Origin of the sequence: Legionella hackeliae (assembly GCF_000953655.1) — a bacterium.
Lineage (GTDB): Bacteria > Pseudomonadota > Gammaproteobacteria > Legionellales > Legionellaceae > Tatlockia > Tatlockia hackeliae.
The window spans coordinates 3,400,834-3,422,420 of record NZ_LN681225.1; the positions used below are offsets into that span (position 1 = coordinate 3,400,834).

Here is a 21,587-nt window from a genome sequence, read left to right on the forward strand (position 1 = left end):
TCTCTCCTGTAACATTAGGGGGCGTTATGCGCCCCATTAGGTGTTATCAAGAACCCAAATTGCTCAGGAAGGGGTTAGCAAATGTAAAGAACAGTGCAATACCCACACCGATCATGGTCACAGCGTCAAGAAGACCAGCAACGATAAACATTTTTACTTGAAGCATAGGAACCATTTCTGGTTGACGTGCAGAACCTTCAAGAAATTTACCACCCAACAAACCGAAACCGATTGCAGTACCTAATGCACCCAAGCCGATCAATAATGCGACTGCGATAACAGTCATACCTTGAACTTGTGCTATTAAATTTGCAGCTTGCATATAAATCCCCTTAATGGACAATGTTTAAATTAAAATAAAAATTAATGGTCTTCATGGGCTAGACTGAGATATACAATAGTCAGAACCATAAAAATAAATGCTTGTAGCGTGATCACCAAAATATGGAATATAGACCATGCTAGTGCCAACACAAATTGCGCAGCACCCAAAGTGGCAGTACTTGCCACTGAAGTTGCTGTTGCATTTAAGGTTAGCAAGGCTATCAGAATAAAAATTAATTCGCCAGCATAAAGGTTTCCAAATAGACGAAGTGCGAGAGAAATTGGCTTTGCAATCAAGCCTACAAGCTCAAGCAATAAGTTAAATGGTATAAATGCCCAATGATTAAATGGTTGTAGCGTTAGCTCTTTGGCGAAGCCTTTGATTCCTTTGATTTTGATGCTATAGAAAAGAATTAGCATGAAGACTGTGAGAGACAATGCGAATGTCATATTTAAATCATTGGTTGGCACCACTTTAAGATAGTGAACGCCTAATGATTTAGCAGCCAGTGGAAGAACATCGACAGGCACAATATCCATAAAATTCATGAAAAAGACCCAGACGAAAATAGTCAAAGCTAATGGGCCAATCAGTTTATTCTTTCCATGGAAGCAATCTTTTACCTGATTATCTGCAAATTCCAGCATAATTTCGGCAAAATTCTGTAATTTTCCAGGGACTCCAGTCGTTACTCTGCGAGCGCCAAAATATAAAAGCGCTAAAACGATAATGCCGGAAACCACAGAGAAAAAAAGTGTATCCAGGTTTAGAGTCCAAAATCCACCTGTTCCAAAGCTCATTGTTTTGAGATCGAAAGTTAGGTAGGTCAGGTGATGCTTGATATAGTCTGTGCTTGATATCATTTCTGTCACTTTTCAGGCCTATTCAGTTTGTTAGCAAAAAACAAGGGTGCGAGCCAATGACTCATTAACACCACAATGTAGGTGAAAAAAAATACAAGAGGGGCTATTTTGAACGACATAAACACGAATGTAAACAAGGCAATGGTCGCGACAATCTTTAAAGCTTCACCTAGATAAAATCCTTTAACGATTTGTCTCGCAGCTCTGGCTCCCTGATAGCGAAAAAGTTTTCTTGCAAAAAGCGCTGAAGGGATTATGGCTACTAATCCGCCTAAGAGCGCTGACAATGATTCTTTCTCACCCCAAACCAGCAACAAAGCCAATGCTATTACTAAGCAAATGATTAGCTGAGCTGCTAATAGACGCTTAACACCGCTGATGCCACGCTTATCTTTCACAAAATTCACCCATCTTTCAACGCGCGGATTATAAAGTAATCAAGCTGGATAAGCAACGGCAGTGTTCAAAATTGCGTTAATTCTTGGGCATAAAAATGCATCTCTTTTTTCAAAAATCCTTTAAAAATATTGCTAAGTTATTCATTTGACGAAAGAATACTTTGATTATTCGACACGCCATTGGACTAGTGGTGACACATTTAGACCTCAAACTGATTAATTTTATTTAAATCGATGACGCGATCAGCCATTTGAATGGTTTCTATGCGATGGGCAATAACAACTTGGGTAATTGCTAACGTTTGCAATGTTTGATTGATGTTTCTTTCGTTGACAATATCCAGATGACTCGTTGCTTCGTCCATAAATAGTATCTTCGGTTTTTTATACAAGGCTCTGGCTAATAAAATTCGTTGTTTTTGTCCACCAGACAGCGTAGACCCCATATCGCCAACCAGGGTTTCATAGCCCATAGGTAATTTGCAAATTTCCTCATGAATACAAGCTAATTTTGCAGCACGGCAAACGTCATCAAGATTAATTGCTTCACTGAAAAAGGTAATGTTATCAATGATTGAGCCCGTGAGTAGCGAATCTTCCTGCATGACTGAGGCCGTTAACTCTCGATAATTTTTTAAACCGAAATCATTGAGAGAGATACTATCTATATAAATATCACCTGTTGTTTTATTAAGTAAGCCCATCATAATTTTTAATAGCGTTGACTTACCACAACCGGAAGGCCCGACCAGGGCTACCTTTTCACCAGCCTTAATATCAAGACTAATATTATTCAGGATCATTTTGCCATTAGCATCGTATTTAAAATTAACTTTTCTTAAACTCAACGCGCCCTTCATCTCATCTGCATTACCAATCCCGGAACTAATTGTCTCCGGCTCTTGAAACAAAATATCACCTAATCGGTTTAGTTGAATTGAAATTAATTTATAGTCAATTAAATTTTGCATTAGCGAAGTTGCTTTATTAACTAAAGATTGACGATATGCGAGGAAAGCAATCAACATTCCTGCGGAAAATTTATTGTTTAACACCAACGCCGAGCCCACACAGATAACAACGATAGGCTCCAAATGAAACAATAATTGATTCATTCCCTGATAAATCACATTAATTCTGGCAATTTTAATGTCCGCATTCAGTGAATTAACATAGCTATTTCGCCAAGTATGAAATCGTACTCGCTCTTTAGAAAACGACTTAATGGGTATTATCCCTTGCAGGGTCTCTAAAAATATGGAGGCTGATTTCGCGTGTTGCACAATAGAAGACTCTGTTTCCTTGCGCAAGGAATAAAAAAATAGATAGCGAGTTAACAGGCAAATTGATAAGGACAATAAGACCACCGAGGTCAAAATATAGCTATAAAGCAATATCACCAAGAAATTGATAATCAACATAAAACCGTCAAGCACTGCATTCACAAAATCTGTGCTAATTTTCTTTTGAATTTGATCAATAGAATGAAATTTAGATTGAATATCGCCTTTATGTCTTTTTTCAAAAAAATCCAAGGGAAGTTTTAAAATATGGTTAACCACATTTGCAGAAAATTTCTCCGTCAAATTATTCGTTAAATAGATTATCAAATGACCACGAATATACTCCGTAAACACTTGAATACACGTTAAGATAATGAACGCTGATGCTATGACATATAAATTGTTCATATCACTTGAACCAATGACATCATCAGTAACGTATTGTATGAACAATGGATTTAACAAATTGAAAACTTCAATGGCAAAGGAAAGCAAAACTAATAAAACGATGGACTGATTAATTCCATGAGCAGATTTAACCAAATCATATAAACTTAATTTGGTATAATCTCTAATTTTCTGAAAATTATCAGACTTTTCAATTTCCAACACTATACCAGTAAATGCTTTAGATACTTCCTCCATGCGGCATTGTTTCAGCCCTATTGCTGGATCGTGGATTATCACAGAATTTCTGTTCACTTTTTTTAAGACAACAAAATGATTCATATTCCAATGAATAACAGCCGGTGTTTTAACCTGTTGTAGTTCCTCTAATGACACTCTCAATGCTCTAGTCGTAAATCCCAGACTTTCAAACATTTCTTTAACAGTTAATAACGTGACACCTCGTTGTGAAGATTGACTTATTCGTCTTAAGGCTGGTAAATCAAGTTCATGTCCCCAAAAATTACTGATCATGGCCACACAAGCATGACCACATTCAGCCACTTCATCCTGTAAAATGATCGGTAATTTACTGGATTTTTTAAATTGAAGAACTGCCGCATAACTCATGTAAATAACTTCCCGTAATAACTATATAAAGGATCTAAAATCCATTGCCATAATTTCCTTTTTGAACCAACGACAACAGCTGATAGCGTCATGCCATGCTGAATTCTTTTCTGCTCCCCATAAACCATTACATTTTGTCTATCAAGAATGGCCACAACTTTATAATAAGGTTCTCCAATCCGGATGGGCTTTTCCTCCTCATCATCCGTCGTAATATTTTGACTAATTTCTTTGATTGTTGCTTGATAGGTGCCAAAACGTTGATAGGGATAGGCATCATAGCGAATTAAAACCTGAGTATTTTTATTAAGAAAGCCTGCTTTTTTTGCAGGGATAAATAATTCGGCGGTGAATTCAGAGTTGGCAGGAATTATTGTTAATAGATATTTCGAACTATTAATATATTGTCCCTCCTTGTAGAGCACGCTAGACACAACTCCTTCGATAGGCGAGCGTACAAGAAAAGAGCGGCTCTGGTTATAACGAATCAAATCCATCTCTATAAGGCTTTTTTTATTTTTAAGTTCGTATAATTCTTCTTCTTTCTGATTGTACTCTGCCAGTGACAGGTATTTTTTGTCTAACAACGGTCGCATGGCAGCAAGATGTTTACTTTTATAAATAATTTCTTTTTCAACGAATTTTTTTCTTTGTTGTAATTGGTTTGCTAATTCCGGTTCATTGCTTTTAAAAGAACTATCAACGAGGAATAAATTCCCGCCTTTTTTAATTCTTTCTCCTTGATGAATATAGCTTTCAGAAACAATGCCGTTCATTTTTGGATACACGCGAATGAGCGCTTTGGTAGAATTTACATATCCAGAAACAATAAATTTTTCCGAAAATTCGGCAAAGATTAAGAAAAAAATTATTAATAGAATCAGTAGTGAAAATCCTACCAGTAATAGCTTATATTGTGGCGGAGTATTAATGCAGATTGAACCATAAAGAGGTTCTTTTCGGTGTTGCATTGCTTCAGCTCGAAAAAATGTTTTTTCTTTCATGAACAGAATCAGATCCTTATTTTCCATTAAAAAGGGAAGGCATAATTTGACTTACGTCACCGCTTCAGGCTTTTTTAATCAGAATATGACAAACATGATAGTCTCTATTTTTTTTAATATTTTCAAAGGTCCTTAATTCATAATCCTTTAATGTCGAATCAGAGGGGAGCAGCTTTAGAGGAACGCTTTTTGTATAAGACAATTTCAGGTTCTCATCCAATGCTAATTTTACCAGTTGAGCATGTAAATCATCGGGTTCTGTTACTATTAAAATATTCATATTGATTTAACTCATCCTTGCTTTTTTTTGATTCTGAGGGGGAAACTCAGAATCAAAAAAACATCCTATTGGCTAATCCCAAGCATCATCATGTTCGACATCACCACCAGCCTTTTTATTGGTGTAATATCTTGTTCCATAATGTGTCAGATTACTGCTACCACCAGAAACATCCTGCATGTCTTGCTCGATAATTTCTGTTGCTAACCCATAAGCCAGGACTCGCTCTTTATTTTCCATATTAATTTCCTATTCGCTGATAAAAAAATTCCATTGCATGACCAGCATTTATTGCTTCTAAATCAGTTAAACCAATTATTTAAGCTGCAGTGGTATCTAGCCATACTTTCCATGCAGCATAATCAGTTTCACCATAATTTTTGCCACTTATCTTTTGCAAAATTCGATAAGCAACATCATGATTATTAGGTTGTTTTAATTTTAAAATTGCTAAAAGATTTTTACCTCCTTGTTGTTTAATAATTTGTTTTGCATTTTCAGATTCCGCAGCGTACAGCAATACTACCAATGCTTTATTTCGATCGGTGGTTTCTGGAGAATCCAATAGCTCCAAAAATGGTTTAACATCGATGTTCGTTATTTTTGCCGTAGCCATAGTGCCTGCAATAACGCGTATGCAATCATTGCGTACACCACTGTCTTTATCGTGAACATGAGGTTTTAAAAGCGCTACAATTTCTTTAGGGTTTTTAAAATGCCCTATTAAAAATGCAGCTGCAGCGCGACGCTGGGGATCGGGATCGCTATTTAAAGTATCAATTATTAATTGTCTTTGCTTAACAGCGCCGTTATTAAATTTGGCAAGATAAGGTTTTAACTTAGGGTGTTGGAAATTATGAATGCAATGATAAACCGGACAAGGATCATCTGTGGAAGAGGTATTGAACATAATTGTCATTGCAGTATCTTCAAAAATTATCATCTCATTGATTAGGTCTTGTTTGGATTTAAAGGCTTTTGTAGGTGTTAGACTAGCAAAGCGAAGCCTCTCAGGCTGATCTTTTCTGATGACATCAATAGTTATGTATTTATTCTTATTTTGTGGATACAAAGTTGTGCTAAGTTTGACGTATAAATAATCGCCGTCTTTTTTAATGTCTTCAATTAACTTATTTCTTCGTTCCGTTAGTTTTTCTTCGTCAAAAGAATTAGGATGTTTAAGGTAAGCCTCAAGAAAGCTATCAAACTCACTAATTTTTTTTGCATATTTTCTAATAATCTCTTGACCTTTATCTGATTCATCACCATATAAATCTGTCACCTTTCCTGCCATTAGATGAAATGACAATACTAAACTTGCGATGAATACTAAAAATTTCATCATGCTTATCCTTACTCGTTATATGCTTTAGCACAATTTAAATCCACATGACGATTCCTGTTTTGCGCCATCAAATTCGCCATTTGGTTGCGATAGCGCTCAGTAGTATGTTGTGAATTTGCAGAATCCCATACAAATTTTTGCGATTTATTAATTAGAAAATTAACAAATATATCGAGCATCTTAAATTCAGAGTTATACTCCTCTATCCACAAAAATTGTCCTTGTTCATTCACCTCAAGAAAGATGTATTCATTTTCTGGAGTAACGATAAAATCGAATGAACCAAAAACAATCCCCAGTTTTTGCATGAATAAGCGAATTTTTTGTTCCAGTTCAGAAGGCAAACTGTAGGGCTCAATGGCCATTTCTCCATCGGGAATTGCTCGCCAATCGACTTGTCCATCGGGATGAATCTGCGAGTTCAATTTTGCGGCAACAATATAATCACCGAAACAGGTAATTCTTAATTCATATTTTTTTCTGACTTCTTTTTGAAAAATCCCAGGAACCAGTTGTAATGATTTATTGCCAGGCAAATCTAAGAACTTTATTTTGGTAGTATAAGACATTCTGATTTGCTCTTCTTCAAACCAAAAATTAGCGCATAACGGTTTATAAATCACTCCTCCCGTATCATATTTTAAGAGGAATTGTCGAATATCTTTAGGATTATTCGAACAAAGAGTTATCGGAATATTCATTCCGCATTCTGCAGCAATTTTTAATTGCAGTAATTTGGAATTTACTCGAATTGAGGCATCTTTGGTATTAATCCACCATGCATCGGGAGCCATATTATAAGTCAGTGATTCATAAAATAAGATATTCTCTCTTACTGCAAATTTATAATCTTTAGGATGGATAAAATCTTTTGGCAAATAAGGTTTTCTTGCTCGTCGCCACCAGACGACATCGTAGTCATTATCCATAATGAGTTGGTAATTATCGGCATTTTTCCATTGATAATTTTCACCAGTAATGAATACTGAGTTTTTTTGTTTTGTAGGTTGATCTGCTGTAAAAAGTAATCGAACCTGATGTCCCATTTTTTCTAAAGCAATTTTTACCAAGACTGCATGACCATCATCAGGCTCTGTAGGAATTAATACTTTCATTTTATCTCAATCAATAATAAAGTATGGAATTTCGCGGCTAAGACTCTTTCAAAGAGTCTTAGCCGATGTTATTTAGTGAGGCGTAACATCGTACAGGGTATCCATATCCGAAGCATTGCTTCCCGTTGCCCTACACGTTTGTAGATACGTTGCTTGCGCAGTACCGCCAGAGACTTTATTTAAATCACTCCGATCAAGTATTTTTGCCATTGTATAAGCAAAGATGCGTTCATTTTTAGTTTCCATTTTTATCCTCAAATTTTTGATTGCGATTTTGGACTTGCTATTTTATGCTTTTACCAGTCAAGGCTACCGTCAATTACTCCATCGCAGTCCCTGCGACTACTACCGGTTGGGTGAAATGTTTTACTATGAGTAAGCCCTTGAGTAGAACCACCAGATACTTTATCTAAGTCCTCATGCTCAATTACTTTTGCTGAGGTATAAGCAAAAACGCGTTCACAGTTATTTTCCATTTTTCTCTCCTTGTGTATTTTAGCTATAACACCGTTACAGCCTTTGGACTTGCTATGTCGTTAAGACGAAGACATTATTAAAATTTTTAACAAAATCAACGCCCCCCGTATCGAGGGGTTGAATTTTTAAATATGCCGTGTTAGGTCAAGGGAGTTAACGAACTCTGTGGATATTATGAAGAACCTAAGATGAAAATTGAATTGCGAATTATTGAAATGACGAGCGTAACTCTTGTCTTCTACTCATTGATTTTGAGAATTAACGCGGTTACGCTCAAATGCCTCTAAATGTTTATTTTTCTTCTGAACGAGCTTGATTGCTTTTTTTATTTTTATTCTTCCACTCAACATCAATCGTACCAACTTCCAAGCCGTCCAGGTTAGCATCCACTGCAACACGATTGTCAAATACAAAGCAGGTACCTTCCCACAAAGATTCATTTTGAGGCATTTTTTCTAAATAATTCAAAATACCACCATTAAGTTGAAAAACTTGCTCAAAGCCTATTTTCTTCAGGTAAGCCGTCGATTTTTCACAACGAATACCCCCCGTACAAAACATGGCAATTTTTTTATCTTTATGCTGGCTTAAATTCTTCTCAACATATTCTGGAAAATCACGAAAATTTTCCGTTTCAGGATTAATAGCGCCTTTGAATGTCCCCAGTTTAACTTCGTAGTCATTTCTGGTGTCGATAACCAGAACATTAGGATCGGAAATGAGTGCATTCCATTCCTGAGGTTCGATATGAGTGCCATCAATTGCATGAGGATCGATATCAGGAACCCCCATGGTCACGATTTCTTTACGCAGTTTAACCTTGGATTTGTCAAAAGGATTGTAATCACTATAACTAATTTTAAAGGTTAAATCACTTAAACCTGCATACTGTTGGAGATGTTTAATAAAAAACGACAGGTTGTCTGATTCACCACAAATGGTGCCATTAATCCCTTCAGACGCAATAATAATGGTTCCTTTAATTTCCTTTTCTTTCATTAACGCCAAAAGAGGCTCTTTCATTAATTCATAATCAGGAAAAGGAGTAAATTTGTAAAACGCGGCAACTACATATTTCATTTTATTACCTAATCAAATGATTCTACTTAATAAATTTTTTCTTGAGATAAGCAAACGAATACATTTACTTATCTTTAACCAGTCTGTCTTAATTATTTGGACGAATTTTATCATAATTGTATCAAGGCTGCGAATGTGCAACCTTAATAAATTCATAAGCCTAAGATATCACTCACCTTTATCCATAATGTGACATTGTCATTCTGAACTTTCCTATCGTATTTCTGGAATATTAATTTACGATTGTATATATTTTGATCATAGGGTATATATATCCCTTGTCTTAACCTTGTACCTAAGGAAGGTCATTATGTCTGAAAAGCAACAACGCACCGCTGCAAGTATGCGGGAAAAAATGCTAAATCGCTATGGCGATGGCTTTCATCATAAGCATAATAAAAATCACCACTCCTACAGAAAACACTACCGATCACATCCGGCTCAATTGAATGGACATTTGCAGGGAGACGAAGAGAGTGAAAACACCTCAACGGGCCTTATTCGTGCTTTTAAATTAAGAAAAATGCGTAAACGACTGGATAAAGGTCGCGTCCATTGATAAAGTAATGTAATCCTCCAGGTTAGCCACTTCCTGGGTTGGAGCAGCACGCGGTGGTCTGAGACGATTTCTCAGACCACAACTTACGCTAAAAAACCCCATCTACACCTTATCAACATTGATTAACACCGGGATTGGCGCGTCGAAAAAAACACATCTTGTTTAAATTTATACTAAATGAAGTGAGCCATAGAGATTATTAGCTTCAAGTATAATTTTTGCAATAACGGCTATAACTTTCTAGGTGGGTGCTGTCCCTCTAGGTAAATTTACCCATAGGATGCTCAAGCAAACCGGACTATTATGGATCAATTACTTTATTTATTGATCTTTTTGTCTAATGGTAAGTAAAAATCGTCATTATCAAGGTACTGTAAAAGCGCTAATACGAATTATAAAGAATGATCTGTACACTTTAGGAAAAAAAATTGTTAAAGATTTTAAACAGACCACTGAAATTAATGAAACGCTGGTTGAAGAATGGCTAAGGCTTAGAAATGCTATAAATACGTACAAAGCTTGCGAGGCCTATTTTCGTGGAAGTGCTTTTTATAGAACGGATACTTATCACTTTGTAAACAGGGCCCTACCTGTTGATGAACATACTGAAACAATTACGACGATATCTGATTTAGAAGGCATCGATTACTACGGCATTCAACCGGACGACACATCGATATCCGAGCGACTCCATGTAGGTACTTGCTACGTCATTAAGGACAATTGTCATAACGTATCAAAAACTCTTACAGAATTATTATTTTCTCGAACTGCTTTGGAGTGTTCCGCAGCTCTACAAATCGCAAATTACTTAACTTTGCTAGATTTTCTTAAATTAATCCATGGAAACCAAACAGGTGAACAAAAATTTAATATTTTATTTGGCCCTAAATCCGAGGATAAACATAATTTAAATCGATTACGTATTGGGACAATGAATAGTGTCTGGACTGGAAGCTGGTATGATTTTTGTCCACTTTATTTTTTTATGAAATCAAGTGGACAAACGATTTCTCTGGAGGACTTGCAAACCTCTCCGGAGAGATTTGCAGGCACACGTTTTTATATTAAAGGGCATAGTGATTACTTAGAAAAACACCCATACGAAGCTGCTCAGGGCTGGAATGTAACTTTTCTTGGTCTTAATGAAACGGGAGCCCCTCTTTTTTTGGCTGCGTGCGAATATAAACAACCTTTTGTTTTAACCTACAAGGAAATGCTTAACTTATTAACGACTGGGTTTAATAAATTTCCGAGTGATAATAACAATCCTTTTGTCGCCCAATTTTGTAAAGTTGAGCAAATGAAGGGATTTAAAGAGACTAGTCAATGTGTATTTGATACATCAACTATAAAATTACTAATCTCCAACTTTCCTGAATGCTTGAAACAGTTACATGAGCTGTCTCTATTCGCTTATGTATACAACATTAGACGCCAAGGTTATGATACAAATTCCACTGAATTCGCGCCTTCAGATATACATTTGCCAATTATCTTGGCCGCTAAAGATGATCATGATAAAGACGTATTAAACTTTTCAAAAGCAAGCTTTAGAGACGATCTCATTAAAAAGACCAGAGACGATTTAGGTATTGGGTTAAAAAATATGTAGCTATCACTCTTTTTTTTCAACAGCATCAGAACCAAATGTTCAAGAATTGCAAAAAGATGTGGTAAGCAAATTAGTTTAACTTATGCATTGTCGGACCAGAGCGCCCTACAGTTGGCGCTCTGCACTATGACATTGCCAACAATAGGTATATTTGCCAATTTACCCAGCCGCAACAGATTACGCTTTATCTGTAAGATGATAATATTTTAACAGTTTGACTACTCGAATCACACCGTGTGTATTACGAGCAATACTGATAACACGTGCTGCCTGCTCAGGAGTGACATCCCCCATCAGATAAACGATGCTATCTGACGTCACCACTTTAAATACATTGGGATCGATTGCAGAATCAGCAAAAATACGACTCCTTATTTTTGCCGTGATCCAGCTATCTTGAACTGTTCTACTACGATGGCTATCAATATCCAGCTGATTAAATAAACGGCGATACCCTGAGACCTTTGACACCCGCGCAATGGCTGCGTCTCTTAACTCCAGAGAAGGAACATGACCTGCTAACAAAATATCTCCATTGAAAACTGCAATATCAATTACACATCCTTTTTGCTCAAGCAACCTATCAGCAGCATATAATTCATGGTGTACATTCGCTGAAAGTTGATAGTCACTTACCTTTTTATAAACATTATGTCTGTCATAAACGAGCATGGCACCAGTCCATGCATTAGAAAGACATCCTGTTAACAGGTTACTTAGCAATAAAATAAAACACACCTTCCCTTGCTTTTTCATACTGCCTTAGATCATTTAAACGATGTATTGAAATACTTTGACTACCTTTTGTACGCCATTAATTTGTCTAGCCACACTAACAGCCAAATCTGACTGCTCATGAGTTACGATACCCATCAAATAAACCACACCATTTTCTGTGACAATACGAATTGAGCCAGATTCCAATCCTTTTTTTGTTAACATCAGACTTCTTACCTGGCTTGTTATCCATGTATCTTTCGTTCGTTGAGACAGTGGAATGGGGAAATCAACAGTGACTTCATTATAAACGCGACGCACATGAGGCGTATTCTGAGCAATTTTTTCTGCCTCACCACGTAAAGAGGCTGTCGGAACTTGTCCAACCAATAAGACGACTTGGTTAAAACTGCTAACCAGAACGCGAGAATCCTGAAAACCAGGAGTTGTGACTATTTCCTTATGAATCACATGAAATATTCGCGCGTCACTTTCAATAGAGGAAATACTACGTCTGTCATAAACGACAAGACCTGCAGCCGCACCTGCAACAACTACAGCGACACAACTGGTCAATAAAGCACTGATAAGCAAAAAAATAAACGCACGAATTTTCATGATTACCCCAACATTTGACCAAATAAAGATTGATCGATTAAATCACAAAAACAATGCAAGATGAATAAATGTGTTTCTCGTATACGAGCCGCATTATCTCCTTGCACTCTTAGTTCTATGTCTTCAGGTCCTAAATGGTTGGCTAGCAAACCTCCATCTCGACCGCTAAGTGCAATAGTATCCATACCCCTATCATTAGCGGCATTAACCGCTTGCAAAATATTATCAGCATTACCGCTGGTTGATAGCACCAACAATAGGTCCCCTTCCTGGCCTAAGGCATGGATTTGACGAGCAAAAACCTGGTCGTAACTGTCATTAGCAACTGATGTTAAACAAGAAATGTCTGTCGTTAGAGCAATTACAGGCAACGATGGCCGCTCCACCTCATAGTGGTTAATCATTGCTGCTGAAAAGTGTAAACAATTGGCCGCAGAACCTCCGTTACCACATAGAAGAATCTTGCCATCATTCAGTAAACAATTGACCAATTTTGAGCCTGCTTTGGCGATTAATGCAGATAAACCATCAGCCACAGCAATCTGTGCCTCGATACTAATACCAAAAAGCTGTCTTACTCTATCTTCCATCTGTATCATTTTTTCAACCTAATTAAAAATCAAGTCCAAAAGCATTTTTTATCCAATTGACTTGTCGTATTTCACCTTCAAAACTTAACACATCAAAGCGCGAGGGTTGTTTGTCTGTTAAATTATTAACCATCAAATAATAGGACGCCGCTTTGATAATTTTTTGCCGCTTCCTATACGTCACGCTGGCAGCCGCTCCACCAAATGCAGCAGAAGTACGCGCACGCACTTCAACGAATACTAGATAAATTCCATCTTGCATAATTAAATCAATTTCGCCAAGACGACATTGGTAATTGCTTCTTATCCATTTTAATCCCTGGGCTACAAGATAAGTCTGAGCCTGTCGTTCAATTGCCAATCCTTGCTGTCTTGTAGACATTTTTTTCCTTAAGTGCGAGGTTTCATGAGCCCTCCCTATTATAAGGGAGAGATTAGCTAGGAGGTTGCTGTCATCGCTACAGCAACCCCCCCTTTAAATTGTCCCCAGGCAGGTACACGGGCAACTTGTTGCGAGCGATTTAAATAAAGAACGCCACTTTTATCATGAATACCCATTGCAGGGAAAAGCAATAATTGATTTAACTGACTACCCAATGCGAAGCTATCCATACCCAGGGCATAAAGTCTATTGTAACTATTGAGTTGCTCAGGCCAGTTTCTACTTCCCATTTGATGGGTAAATACCCAAGGCATATCACAAAAGATAATGCCATCTAAATCTTTGTCCTTCATTGCGTTTGTACTACCGCTGTATACAGTTGAGGTTGCGTACACAGGGACATTTCCGGCGAAATAATACTTAAGCAGGGGCATAATCTGTCGAGCTTTTGAAGGATAAGCGAGCAAAAATATCATATCAAAATCCTGACGACGACTAGGCACGACTTGAATGTTTTGTCCTAATAACTGCTTAATTTGCTTTTCCCGACTTTGACTGTCAGTTACTCGTAACAACCCTCGGATAGCAACATTGAGATCACTATTGTTTGCATAGCTAAGTTTATCGGCAACAATACCGCCTGAATTACGCCACTGTGAAGTAAATGCATCAACAATTTCATCTCCCCAGCCACCTGCGGGTGAAATAATTAACGCTCGCTTATGTCCAGTTAGACTCGCTTTTATCGCCACTTGAGTTGCTTCATTACTAGGGGATAGCCCAAAGCGATAAGCATTGGTATCTAAATCAGTTTCCATATCATTGAGAAGTAAGGTAGGTACTGGGTGCTCCATCGTTGCTACACGAGAAACCTCCGCTTTGCTTAAAGGCCCTACCACGTACTCAGCCCCTTCATCCAGAGCCTGAAGGTATAACGAAGAAACATCACCTTTTGCCGTGTCATAAAGACGAATATCTGCATTATTTCCTGACGTATTGGCAGCAGCCATGAATCCGTCACGAATAGCCCCACCAGGACCGGCTAAGGGACCGCTTAAAGGGAGTAATAATGCCATGCGCCGTGGGGTACGATTTAAATAAGGCTTAATGGCAGAAAGTGAAGCAGGTAAAATACTGTTGGCTGGATGAGAAGGATATTGAGCTTGCCAAGCCTCAACCTGTGATAAGACTTCTGAATTATTACCTGAGTTTTGCCGTGCAATTAATGCTAATTTCATCCATCCCTGCACATCAGAACCTTCCTTCGCTTCAACAGCAAGAGTATTTAATTCAGCTAAAGGTAATTTGGTTAAGGTAAGCCATAAAATGCGACTATTATTAGCACGAGCAGTATCATCAGGTAATAATCGCTCTAATTTTATACGCTCAGTAACTGCCTCGTTTGCATTACCAACGGACTCATAGGCGCCCGCTAAAATTTCATGGTATTGAACTTGATAAAATTCGGGTAAGCTGTTAATGTCACGCACCCCCGACAGTTTGGCAATTGCCGCCTTCGGTTGCTGACGCAGTATATCGGTTTTTGCAAGTAAAATGCTTTTTTCTGATATTAGCACTGGTGAAAGATAATCACCCGTTTGAGCTAAAGTACTAAGCCCATCTTGCCATTGCCCATCATAAATTTGACGTCCGGCGGCCATGATCAACAGGTTCTGTTTTTCCTCTCCACCCTGATTTTTAGCCAGGGCGAGATAAGCCGAAGCAGGCATACTATAAGGTGTGGTAGCTTTCTGATTTATACGAGGCGTCTGTGCTTGATTTTCAGCAACCTTTGTACATTGTGAAAGTAATATCGCTGTAGCCAGCAATGAGATTATTTTTAGAAGTGACTTTGCTAACATGAAGAATATCCTAATCGCAGGAACGCAATAGAATAAACTATGGTAAAAACTTCAGCAACTACTCCAGGCACTCTTTATATCGTTGCTACACCCATTGGCAACCGTGATGATATCAGTATAAGAGCACTTAATACCCTGAAAGGGGTTGATAATATTCTTGCCGAAGATACTCGACACTCTTTGCAATTACTGACTTCACTCGGAATTCAAAAGCCATTGTCTTCGCTTCACGCCCACAATGAAGCTGAAAAAAGCCAGCACATTATTGAAGCTTTGGAGCAAGGGCAATCGTTTGCTTTAATTAGTGACGCGGGAACGCCTTTAATTAGCGATCCAGGCTATCCCTTAGTCAAACTTGCTCGCGAGAAAAACATTCCCGTTGTACCTATTCCCGGCCCTTGTGCGCTTATCACTGCATTATGTGCAGCCGGAATTCCTTGCGACAGCTTTACTTTTATAGGTTTTTTACCCGCCAAATCAACCGCTAGAAAAAATAAACTGACTGAACTTTCCCACAGTGAATATACTTTGATTTTCTATGAGTCAACACACCGCATAAATGACTGTATTAACGACATTATCGATAGTTATGGCGCTGATTATGAGTTTGTCCTCGCGAAGGAATTAACCAAAACTTTCGAACGTTTTATCCAGGGTTCGGGAAATACGATAAAATCCTGGCTACAAGAAGATAGCGCTCACTGTAAAGGAGAGTTTGTTCTTTTATTACCCCCTAAATTACAAGAGACAACAAACACACAAGAAGAGGAAATCCTAACTATTTTGCTAAAAGAATTACCTCTGAAACAAGCGGTAAAATTAGCTGCCTTGCTGACTAAAGGAAACAAGAATGAGCTTTATAAGTTAGCATTGGAATTGCAAGATAAAAATTAATGCTCCTGTCAGAGCATTAATTTTTGCAATATCAGCGTTGTTATAAAGGATGTTTAATTCGTAATTACTCGAACACAACGGATTGAAATTGGTCCATCCTTATCATCATCCTGGAAGCTATTCCCTCCAACATCAAAAAACTGATCCCAGGCATCGGTATTTTGAGTTATTCCTCGAGAGCTCTCTGTAGAACTCCAATAAGGACCAGAAAGTCCTCCAATATTCCCATTGTCAACCAGATTCGTTTGCATATTTTGAAGTGTGGGTGGTGCTGGCGGGATACCGCAACCGGTGTTTTGAGCAGCATTATCGTAACCCATTTCGCAAATGGCTGGTAAATACCAATCTGAATAGCCGCCAATAGTCGCCTTACAAAGCCCAGCGCCATAAAATGTTAAATTAACCGCCGGATTAGTTTGCGGTGGTGAATAGTAAGACACAATTACGTTAGTATTGCAGGCGCCCTCGGTAGCACCATTACAAACACTTGGTGGACGAAATGAATCTTGATGGATTCCGGGTATAGCATCAAAAACCGGATTACCACTATTATTCGCACTCCAATAACGTCCATCCACTAAAAAAGTCGCCTGATTTTGCAAGGCGGCCACTTTTCCACTGATGCTACGTGTATTGGGAGTCGTATCATCAATGGCAAATACTTACCCTGATTGATAAACACTGCCATACGTCAAAATATTTATGGTTGGCTGGATAGTATTGGTATCATCACCCTGGATAGTCAAAGTAATCGGAGTTGGATTCACATTCCCAGGTGCTGCACTTGGTGATGCTCCCGGTTTAATCCTTAAAACACAACTTCTACCGGGTAAAATATCGCCGCAACTCGCCGGCGTAATTGTAGTTCCTACTGGTAAGGCCGACGATATGCGATAAGTTACATTGGTTGCAGTTTCTATTATAAATAGTAATAATGCGCGTGATCCCCCTGGTTTTTAATGCCAATGTTGAAACAATGCTTGAAAGTTGCTCTACGACAAGAGTAATTTTGAGAATATCGTCAACACCTGGCTCATAACACTCTAAGGGACTTAGCTGATTGCAAACATTAGGCCCTCTCACTATGTTTCTTGACATAGCGCGTCCGATAACTCGCAGATTAAGAATACACGACTCATTATGAGCCAACCTAAATTGTTTTTGACAGTAACCTTTGGAGGTAATTTGCTGAATTCCAGTTATCGGAGCCATTACCAAGGTATGTGTTGTCGTGGACAGATTGGTTACCTTATACCGAATACTTGCAGTACTATTCGCTGTAACTGATACAGACGTTGGGCTTTGAGGAGAAAAAATCCATACGGGCTTTTTGGCATAGGCGGCAGAGAATAAAAAAATGGTGATAAAACAAATAAATAGCCTTTATGAACAAATTATCTTCATGCTGTATCCTTACGTAATTGATTAGAGGGGGGCTTGAGTTAATACATTTTAACGCATTATCCTAAAAAATTAACTATAGTTAGTTATAGAGGAGAGGGCTTTATGTCGTGGTCAAAGAAGTTACGTTTTTTATTGTTATATTTATTTATTCCTCTACCACTTTTGGGTTTTTGGGTGGGGGGTATTTATAACTTTATAACAGTTGCCATTCTCTTTGCCGTCATTCCTCTTATTGATTATTTTATAACTGACCCTAACAATCCGACCACCTCTCAGGAATCTCTCTTGCTACAAGATCGTTTCTTTATTAACGCGGTTTTATTCTATGTCCCTTTACAGATAATTCTATTATTGACAAGCATTATTATCGTTAGTCACTATCCATTGCATTGGTATGAATGGCTTGGTTTTACTTTATCTGTCGGTTTAATTACAGGTGGAGGGGGTATTAATCTTGCGCACGAGTTAATGCATAAAAATAACGCATTTCAGCAAATCATGAGTAAAATTTTATTATCCACTGTCTGTTATGGCCATTTTTTTATCGAGCACGTTAGAGGCCATCATGTGAAGGTCGCAACACCCGAAGATTCAGCCTCTGCTCGTTTCGGAGAAAATCTTTATCAATTTTTACCGCGCACTATCATTGGCTCCTTTAAATCAGCACTCCATCTAGAAAAAAAACGGTTGGCTCAAAAAGACTATTCTCTCTTCAGTTATCACAATCAATTCTGGTGGATTATCGGAGCTCCTGTTGCCATTGCAACAGCGTGTTTTCTCTATGGTGGATGGACTGCGCTATTCTTTTTCTTAGGCCAAGCCGTTGTTGCCTTTGTTGTTTTAGAAATTGTCAATTATGTTGAACATTATGGTCTTGAGCGAAAAAAACTGCCGAATGGACATTATGAGCGCGTTTCTTATCGCCATTCATGGAATGCTAACCATTGGTTAAGTAATGCCTTACTTTACCATCTACAAAGACATTCCGACCATCATGCGCATGGAGCTCGTCCTTATCAACTGCTCAAACATCACGAAGAAAGCCCTCAACTACCTTCAGGATATCTTGGCATGATTATTCTCGCCCTCATTCCTCCGCTATGGCATGCAGTAATGGATAAACGGGTTATTATTTATAGACAACAAAATGAAGCCAGCATTTAAGTGTCTTTTTAAGCACTATTAGGTATGATGAAAACAAAAGGACAAAAGCGAATACCGGAGACAAGGATGCGAGAGTTAGATTCCTACCAACACACCAGAGACTATTTTGCCAAATGGCAAAGTCAGCTGCAGGAAAACATCTTATTATCGAACTCTTGTTTGATGCATACCTACCAAAGCTACTTCTCTGCAGAGCCCGAATTTTTACAGGAACTCAGCAATTTTTCCAAAAAAGTCGTCAATGAATTAGAACCGGTTGTCATGGAAAATAACCTTGATGCTAATTTGCCCAGAGTTGAACACTATGATGCAATTGGGCGGCGGCGTGACAAGGTGCTTCATCATCCTTCTTACATTGCGGCTGGCGATATTATTTATGGCTCCGGTTTAATGCATTATCTGCTTAAGCCCGGGCAAATGCGTAAAACTTTAAGTTTATTCTTACTGTCTTCCCATACGGGCGAAGCAGGGCATAACTGTCCTATTGCTTGTTCGGCAGGGATTATACGTATTTTAAATAATTATTCTCAGTTAAAAGAAACACCGTTTTATCTTAAGAAATTGACGGAACCTTCTTTTACTAATAATTATACCGGCGCCCAATTTTTAACTGAAATTCAGGGTGGCTCTGATGTAGGCTTAAATGCCACACATGCTTATCAGGATGAGTACCAGCAATGGCGGATTGTTGGAGAAAAATGGTTTTGTTCAAATGCCAATGCCGATTTGATTTTATTAACCGCACGTTATGATAGTCAAATATCTGGAACCAAGGGATTAGGATTGTTTTTAGTTCCCAGTCGCTTGGCAAATGGAGAACAAAATAATTACAAGTTGCGACGGTTAAAGCAAAAAATTGGAACTCGGTCTTTGGCAACCGGTGAAATTGATTTTGACGGTGCCCTCGCTTACCCAATGGGAGAGATGAATAAAGGAATTCATCTGGTCATGGAAAATGTTTTGCACTTATCACGAGTATTTAATGCTTTTTCGGTGCTTGGCATGGCAAGGCGAGCCTATCAAATTGCTTATTATTATGCTGATAACCGACAAGCGTTCCAACATGCGATTATTGATTACCCATTGGTAAAAGAAACGTTGGCACACATCAAGGCAGAAAATACCGCGATGCTAGCTAGTATTTTTAATATGGTTTATCGCCAGGATGAGCTTGATAGAGTTCCCCCGGCAGAGCAAGCGAAAGAGCAGCAACTTTTATTAAGAACTTTGGCTAATTTAAATAAATATTTTACCGCCAAGCGTTCGGTGGAAAACATTCATCATTGCATTGATATTTTAGCTGGAAATGGCACGATAGAAAGCTTCTCTTCCTTACCTCGTTTGCTGCGGGATTGCATTGTTTGTGAGAATTGGGAAGGAACTCATTTTACCTTGTGGATGCAAACATTAAGAGATATCCATAAATTTAATGTGGATGAAATTGTTATCACCTATCTTTGGCAGTTGTTTAATGAAATACCGCAAGACTTTCACTATAAATCGCTGTTCAAAGAGAGTATCGAAAATTTAGCAGGTAAAATCGAGCAGATGAAAACGCGTACACTCGATGAGCAAAGCCTGCAAATTAAGGAAGTTATTGAGCATATGGCAGCGTTAAATGCGGCATTGACTTTAGGGCTTGAACTTCAGAAAGGAAAGCCTCCGGAGACAAAAAAAGCAGCACTATTCTTATTTGTTGAATCCTACCTGGGAAAAAAACAGCGATATGATGAAAACTACATTGCTCTGCTCAATGAAATTTTGGGTGAAGAATGATGGTTTAGATTAGCCATCAAAATCCGCATAATGCCTCTGCCAAGGAATTTGATAATGACAAAACGCATTGCTGCATCCTTTGTTTATTTAACTTTATTGTTGGGATGCTTCCATAGCTATGCAAAAACGATAGAGTTTTCAAATTTAACCTGGGAGACACGGGAAGGTTTTGGCGGTGTGGGTGCAAATAATTGGGCGAGTAACAATGTATGGGTTGATTCCAACGGGTGGTTGCATTTAAAAATAACTAACATCAATGGTAAGTGGTATTGCGCTGAAATTTTTACTACAACGAAACTTGGTTTTGGACAATACTGGTTTTATACCATTGGTAAAGTAGATAATTTGGACCCCAATGTTGTTTTTGGATTATTTAATTACCCAACTAAAGATGGTGGACCGGATGGTACCAATGAAATTGATATTGAATTCTCAAAATGGGCCGCGACTGAACCAACAGCTTCAAATATATCCTATACTGTTTGGCCTGCAATACTTGCCCCTAATAAAACTGTCCTATCATTTTCGATAAACCTGGATGGCGATTACTCAACTCACGGCTTTACTTGGGAAAGAAATAAGATTTTTTATCAAAGTGGTTTTGGACATCATCAAGACTACCGGTACCCAATATTTAATTGGCTATTTGCTCCCCCTGATTATAATAAACGCATTCCGCAAAAATCTCTTCCAATTCATATCAATCTATGGCTGGTTGGAGGAAAGCCACCAACCAATCACAAGGAAATTGAGTTGATAATTAAACAATTTTGTTATGTCTCAATCGATAAAAAACAATCGAACTGTCATTAAATTAAA

Annotated in this window: 25 protein-coding genes; 7 read left to right on the forward strand and 18 right to left on the reverse strand. The window is 38.1% G+C overall.

Annotated elements, in window-relative coordinates; all coding sequences use genetic code 11:
• Positions 1 to 46: 46 nt before the first annotated feature.
• The 12 genes from atpE to trhO form a co-directional block, all read right to left on the reverse strand.
• Complete coding sequence (gene atpE, locus LHA_RS15010) at positions 47 to 322, reverse strand: F0F1 ATP synthase subunit C (protein ID WP_028385819.1); 276 nt, start codon at positions 320 to 322, stop codon at positions 47 to 49.
• A 41-nt stretch (positions 323 to 363) separates the two neighbouring features.
• Positions 364 to 1,188 (reverse strand): F0F1 ATP synthase subunit A, encoded by an 825-nt coding sequence (gene atpB / locus LHA_RS15015; RefSeq protein ID WP_082060416.1) that lies wholly within the window; start codon positions 1,186 to 1,188, stop codon positions 364 to 366.
• Positions 1,189 to 1,193: 5 nt separating this feature from the next.
• Positions 1,194 to 1,586: an ATP synthase subunit I gene (locus tag LHA_RS15020; RefSeq protein ID WP_231861945.1), complete on the reverse strand. Its 393-nt coding sequence runs from the start codon at positions 1,584 to 1,586 to the stop codon at positions 1,194 to 1,196.
• 200 nt (positions 1,587 to 1,786) lie between these two features.
• The gene (locus LHA_RS15025; RefSeq protein ID WP_045107270.1) at positions 1,787 to 3,886 is read right to left on the reverse strand and encodes a peptidase domain-containing ABC transporter; all 2,100 of its coding nucleotides are present in this window, start codon (positions 3,884 to 3,886) and stop codon (positions 1,787 to 1,789) included.
• Positions 3,883 to 4,890, reverse strand: a complete 1,008-nt coding sequence (locus tag LHA_RS15030; protein ID WP_045107271.1) for an HlyD family secretion protein — start codon at positions 4,888 to 4,890, stop codon at positions 3,883 to 3,885. The genes LHA_RS15025 and LHA_RS15030 overlap by 4 nt, the downstream gene beginning before the upstream one ends.
• Positions 4,891 to 4,954: 64 nt before the next feature.
• Positions 4,955 to 5,170 (reverse strand): hypothetical protein, encoded by a 216-nt coding sequence (locus LHA_RS15035; protein WP_045107272.1) that lies wholly within the window; start codon positions 5,168 to 5,170, stop codon positions 4,955 to 4,957.
• Positions 5,171 to 5,242: 72 nt separating this feature from the next.
• On the reverse strand, positions 5,243 to 5,410 hold the full coding sequence (locus LHA_RS17025) for a hypothetical protein (protein WP_156413552.1): 168 nt from the start codon (positions 5,408 to 5,410) through the stop codon (positions 5,243 to 5,245).
• Positions 5,411 to 5,489: 79 nt separating this feature from the next.
• Positions 5,490 to 6,515 (reverse strand): HEAT repeat domain-containing protein, encoded by a 1,026-nt coding sequence (locus tag LHA_RS15040; protein WP_147292373.1) that lies wholly within the window; start codon positions 6,513 to 6,515, stop codon positions 5,490 to 5,492.
• Between the two features lie 8 nt (positions 6,516 to 6,523).
• On the reverse strand, positions 6,524 to 7,630 hold the full coding sequence (locus LHA_RS16255) for a hypothetical protein (protein ID WP_052673741.1): 1,107 nt from the start codon (positions 7,628 to 7,630) through the stop codon (positions 6,524 to 6,526).
• A 72-nt stretch (positions 7,631 to 7,702) separates the two neighbouring features.
• The gene (locus tag LHA_RS17030; RefSeq protein WP_156413553.1) at positions 7,703 to 7,876 is read right to left on the reverse strand and encodes a hypothetical protein; all 174 of its coding nucleotides are present in this window, start codon (positions 7,874 to 7,876) and stop codon (positions 7,703 to 7,705) included.
• 50 nt (positions 7,877 to 7,926) lie between these two features.
• Positions 7,927 to 8,106, reverse strand: a complete 180-nt coding sequence (locus tag LHA_RS15050) for a hypothetical protein (RefSeq protein ID WP_045107274.1) — start codon at positions 8,104 to 8,106, stop codon at positions 7,927 to 7,929.
• Between the two features lie 292 nt (positions 8,107 to 8,398).
• Positions 8,399 to 9,187 (reverse strand): oxygen-dependent tRNA uridine(34) hydroxylase TrhO, encoded by a 789-nt coding sequence (gene trhO / locus LHA_RS15055; protein ID WP_045107275.1) that lies wholly within the window; start codon positions 9,185 to 9,187, stop codon positions 8,399 to 8,401.
• Positions 9,188 to 9,497: 310 nt separating this feature from the next.
• Between trhO and LHA_RS15060 the strand changes: the two genes are divergently transcribed.
• Both LHA_RS15060 and LHA_RS15065 read left to right on the forward strand, forming a co-directional pair.
• Entirely contained in the window at positions 9,498 to 9,746 is a 249-nt protein-coding gene (locus tag LHA_RS15060; protein ID WP_045107276.1) for a hypothetical protein, read from the forward strand.
• 340 nt (positions 9,747 to 10,086) lie between these two features.
• A complete protein-coding gene (locus LHA_RS15065) occupies positions 10,087 to 11,361 on the forward strand; it encodes a hypothetical protein (RefSeq protein WP_045107277.1) in 1,275 nt (424 codons plus the stop codon).
• Between the two features lie 177 nt (positions 11,362 to 11,538).
• On the opposite strand, the gene LHA_RS15070 is transcribed toward LHA_RS15065, so the two are convergent.
• The 5 genes from LHA_RS15070 to LHA_RS15090 are packed head-to-tail and all read right to left on the reverse strand — an operon-like array spanning position 11,539 to position 15,530.
• Complete coding sequence (locus LHA_RS15070) at positions 11,539 to 12,117, reverse strand: BON domain-containing protein (RefSeq protein WP_045107278.1); 579 nt, start codon at positions 12,115 to 12,117, stop codon at positions 11,539 to 11,541.
• 15 nt (positions 12,118 to 12,132) lie between these two features.
• Entirely contained in the window at positions 12,133 to 12,696 is a 564-nt protein-coding gene (locus LHA_RS15075; protein WP_045107279.1) for a BON domain-containing protein, read from the reverse strand.
• Positions 12,697 to 12,698: 2 nt separating this feature from the next.
• Positions 12,699 to 13,295: a D-sedoheptulose-7-phosphate isomerase gene (locus LHA_RS15080; protein WP_045107280.1), complete on the reverse strand. Its 597-nt coding sequence runs from the start codon at positions 13,293 to 13,295 to the stop codon at positions 12,699 to 12,701.
• 13 nt (positions 13,296 to 13,308) lie between these two features.
• Positions 13,309 to 13,668, reverse strand: a complete 360-nt coding sequence (locus LHA_RS15085; protein WP_045107281.1) for a YraN family protein — start codon at positions 13,666 to 13,668, stop codon at positions 13,309 to 13,311.
• A 56-nt stretch (positions 13,669 to 13,724) separates the two neighbouring features.
• Complete coding sequence (locus tag LHA_RS15090) at positions 13,725 to 15,530, reverse strand: penicillin-binding protein activator (RefSeq protein ID WP_045107282.1); 1,806 nt, start codon at positions 15,528 to 15,530, stop codon at positions 13,725 to 13,727.
• Between the two features lie 39 nt (positions 15,531 to 15,569).
• Here LHA_RS15090 and rsmI point away from each other — a divergent pair, with 39 nt between their 5' ends.
• Positions 15,570 to 16,424, forward strand: a complete 855-nt coding sequence (rsmI, locus tag LHA_RS15095) for a 16S rRNA (cytidine(1402)-2'-O)-methyltransferase (RefSeq protein WP_045107283.1) — start codon at positions 15,570 to 15,572, stop codon at positions 16,422 to 16,424.
• Positions 16,425 to 16,477: 53 nt separating this feature from the next.
• Here the strand turns inward: rsmI and LHA_RS16260 are convergent, their stop codons facing one another.
• Entirely contained in the window at positions 16,478 to 17,035 is a 558-nt protein-coding gene (locus LHA_RS16260) for a DUF1566 domain-containing protein (protein WP_052673742.1), read from the reverse strand.
• Between the two features lie 91 nt (positions 17,036 to 17,126).
• Between LHA_RS16260 and LHA_RS16265 the strand changes: the two genes are divergently transcribed.
• The 4 genes from LHA_RS16265 to LHA_RS15115 all read left to right on the forward strand — a co-directional run bounded on the left by LHA_RS16265 (position 17,127) and on the right by LHA_RS15115 (position 21,581).
• Positions 17,127 to 17,321, forward strand: coding sequence for a hypothetical protein (locus tag LHA_RS16265; protein WP_052673743.1), 195 nt, complete (start codon positions 17,127 to 17,129; stop codon positions 17,319 to 17,321).
• Between the two features lie 609 nt (positions 17,322 to 17,930).
• Complete coding sequence (locus LHA_RS15105; protein WP_045107284.1) at positions 17,931 to 18,992, forward strand: alkane 1-monooxygenase; 1,062 nt, start codon at positions 17,931 to 17,933, stop codon at positions 18,990 to 18,992.
• 24 nt (positions 18,993 to 19,016) lie between these two features.
• Positions 19,017 to 20,768, forward strand: a complete 1,752-nt coding sequence (locus LHA_RS15110) for an acyl-CoA dehydrogenase family protein (RefSeq protein ID WP_231861946.1) — start codon at positions 19,017 to 19,019, stop codon at positions 20,766 to 20,768.
• A gap of 54 nt (positions 20,769 to 20,822) precedes the next feature.
• On the forward strand, positions 20,823 to 21,581 hold the full coding sequence (locus tag LHA_RS15115) for a glycoside hydrolase family 16 protein (RefSeq protein WP_045107286.1): 759 nt from the start codon (positions 20,823 to 20,825) through the stop codon (positions 21,579 to 21,581).
• The last annotated feature ends 6 nt before the right edge of the window (positions 21,582 to 21,587 follow it).

Bases quoted from the DNA above. Each gene is read 5' to 3' on its own strand.
- LHA_RS15115 (WP_045107286.1), top strand. From the start codon at position 20,823: ATGACAAAACGCATTGCTGCATCCTTTGTTTATTTAACTTTATTGTTG.
- trhO (WP_045107275.1), bottom strand. From the start codon at position 9,187: ATGAAATATGTAGTTGCCGCGTTTTACAAATTTACTCCTTTTCCTGAT.
- LHA_RS17030 (WP_156413553.1), bottom strand. From the start codon at position 7,876: ATGGAAACTAAAAATGAACGCATCTTTGCTTATACAATGGCAAAAATA.
- LHA_RS15060 (WP_045107276.1), top strand. From the start codon at position 9,498: ATGTCTGAAAAGCAACAACGCACCGCTGCAAGTATGCGGGAAAAAATG.
- atpE (WP_028385819.1), bottom strand. From the start codon at position 322: ATGCAAGCTGCAAATTTAATAGCACAAGTTCAAGGTATGACTGTTATC.
- LHA_RS15050 (WP_045107274.1), bottom strand. From the start codon at position 8,106: ATGGAAAATAACTGTGAACGCGTTTTTGCTTATACCTCAGCAAAAGTA.
- LHA_RS15040 (WP_147292373.1), bottom strand. From the start codon at position 6,515: ATGATGAAATTTTTAGTATTCATCGCAAGTTTAGTATTGTCATTTCAT.
- LHA_RS15075 (WP_045107279.1), bottom strand. From the start codon at position 12,696: ATGAAAATTCGTGCGTTTATTTTTTTGCTTATCAGTGCTTTATTGACC.
- LHA_RS15090 (WP_045107282.1), bottom strand. From the start codon at position 15,530: ATGTTAGCAAAGTCACTTCTAAAAATAATCTCATTGCTGGCTACAGCG.
- LHA_RS17025 (WP_156413552.1), bottom strand. From the start codon at position 5,410: ATGGAAAATAAAGAGCGAGTCCTGGCTTATGGGTTAGCAACAGAAATT.
- LHA_RS15070 (WP_045107278.1), bottom strand. From the start codon at position 12,117: ATGAAAAAGCAAGGGAAGGTGTGTTTTATTTTATTGCTAAGTAACCTG.
- LHA_RS15105 (WP_045107284.1), top strand. From the start codon at position 17,931: ATGTCGTGGTCAAAGAAGTTACGTTTTTTATTGTTATATTTATTTATT.
- rsmI (WP_045107283.1), top strand. From the start codon at position 15,570: ATGGTAAAAACTTCAGCAACTACTCCAGGCACTCTTTATATCGTTGCT.
- LHA_RS15110 (WP_231861946.1), top strand. From the start codon at position 19,017: ATGATGAAAACAAAAGGACAAAAGCGAATACCGGAGACAAGGATGCGA.
- LHA_RS15035 (WP_045107272.1), bottom strand. From the start codon at position 5,170: ATGAATATTTTAATAGTAACAGAACCCGATGATTTACATGCTCAACTG.
- LHA_RS15030 (WP_045107271.1), bottom strand. From the start codon at position 4,890: ATGAAAGAAAAAACATTTTTTCGAGCTGAAGCAATGCAACACCGAAAA.
- LHA_RS15065 (WP_045107277.1), top strand. From the start codon at position 10,087: ATGGTAAGTAAAAATCGTCATTATCAAGGTACTGTAAAAGCGCTAATA.
- LHA_RS15080 (WP_045107280.1), bottom strand. From the start codon at position 13,295: ATGATACAGATGGAAGATAGAGTAAGACAGCTTTTTGGTATTAGTATC.
- LHA_RS15085 (WP_045107281.1), bottom strand. From the start codon at position 13,668: ATGTCTACAAGACAGCAAGGATTGGCAATTGAACGACAGGCTCAGACT.
- atpB (WP_082060416.1), bottom strand. From the start codon at position 1,188: ATGATATCAAGCACAGACTATATCAAGCATCACCTGACCTACCTAACT.
- LHA_RS16265 (WP_052673743.1), top strand. From the start codon at position 17,127: ATGGTTGGCTGGATAGTATTGGTATCATCACCCTGGATAGTCAAAGTA.
- LHA_RS15025 (WP_045107270.1), bottom strand. From the start codon at position 3,886: ATGAGTTATGCGGCAGTTCTTCAATTTAAAAAATCCAGTAAATTACCG.
- LHA_RS16255 (WP_052673741.1), bottom strand. From the start codon at position 7,630: ATGAAAGTATTAATTCCTACAGAGCCTGATGATGGTCATGCAGTCTTG.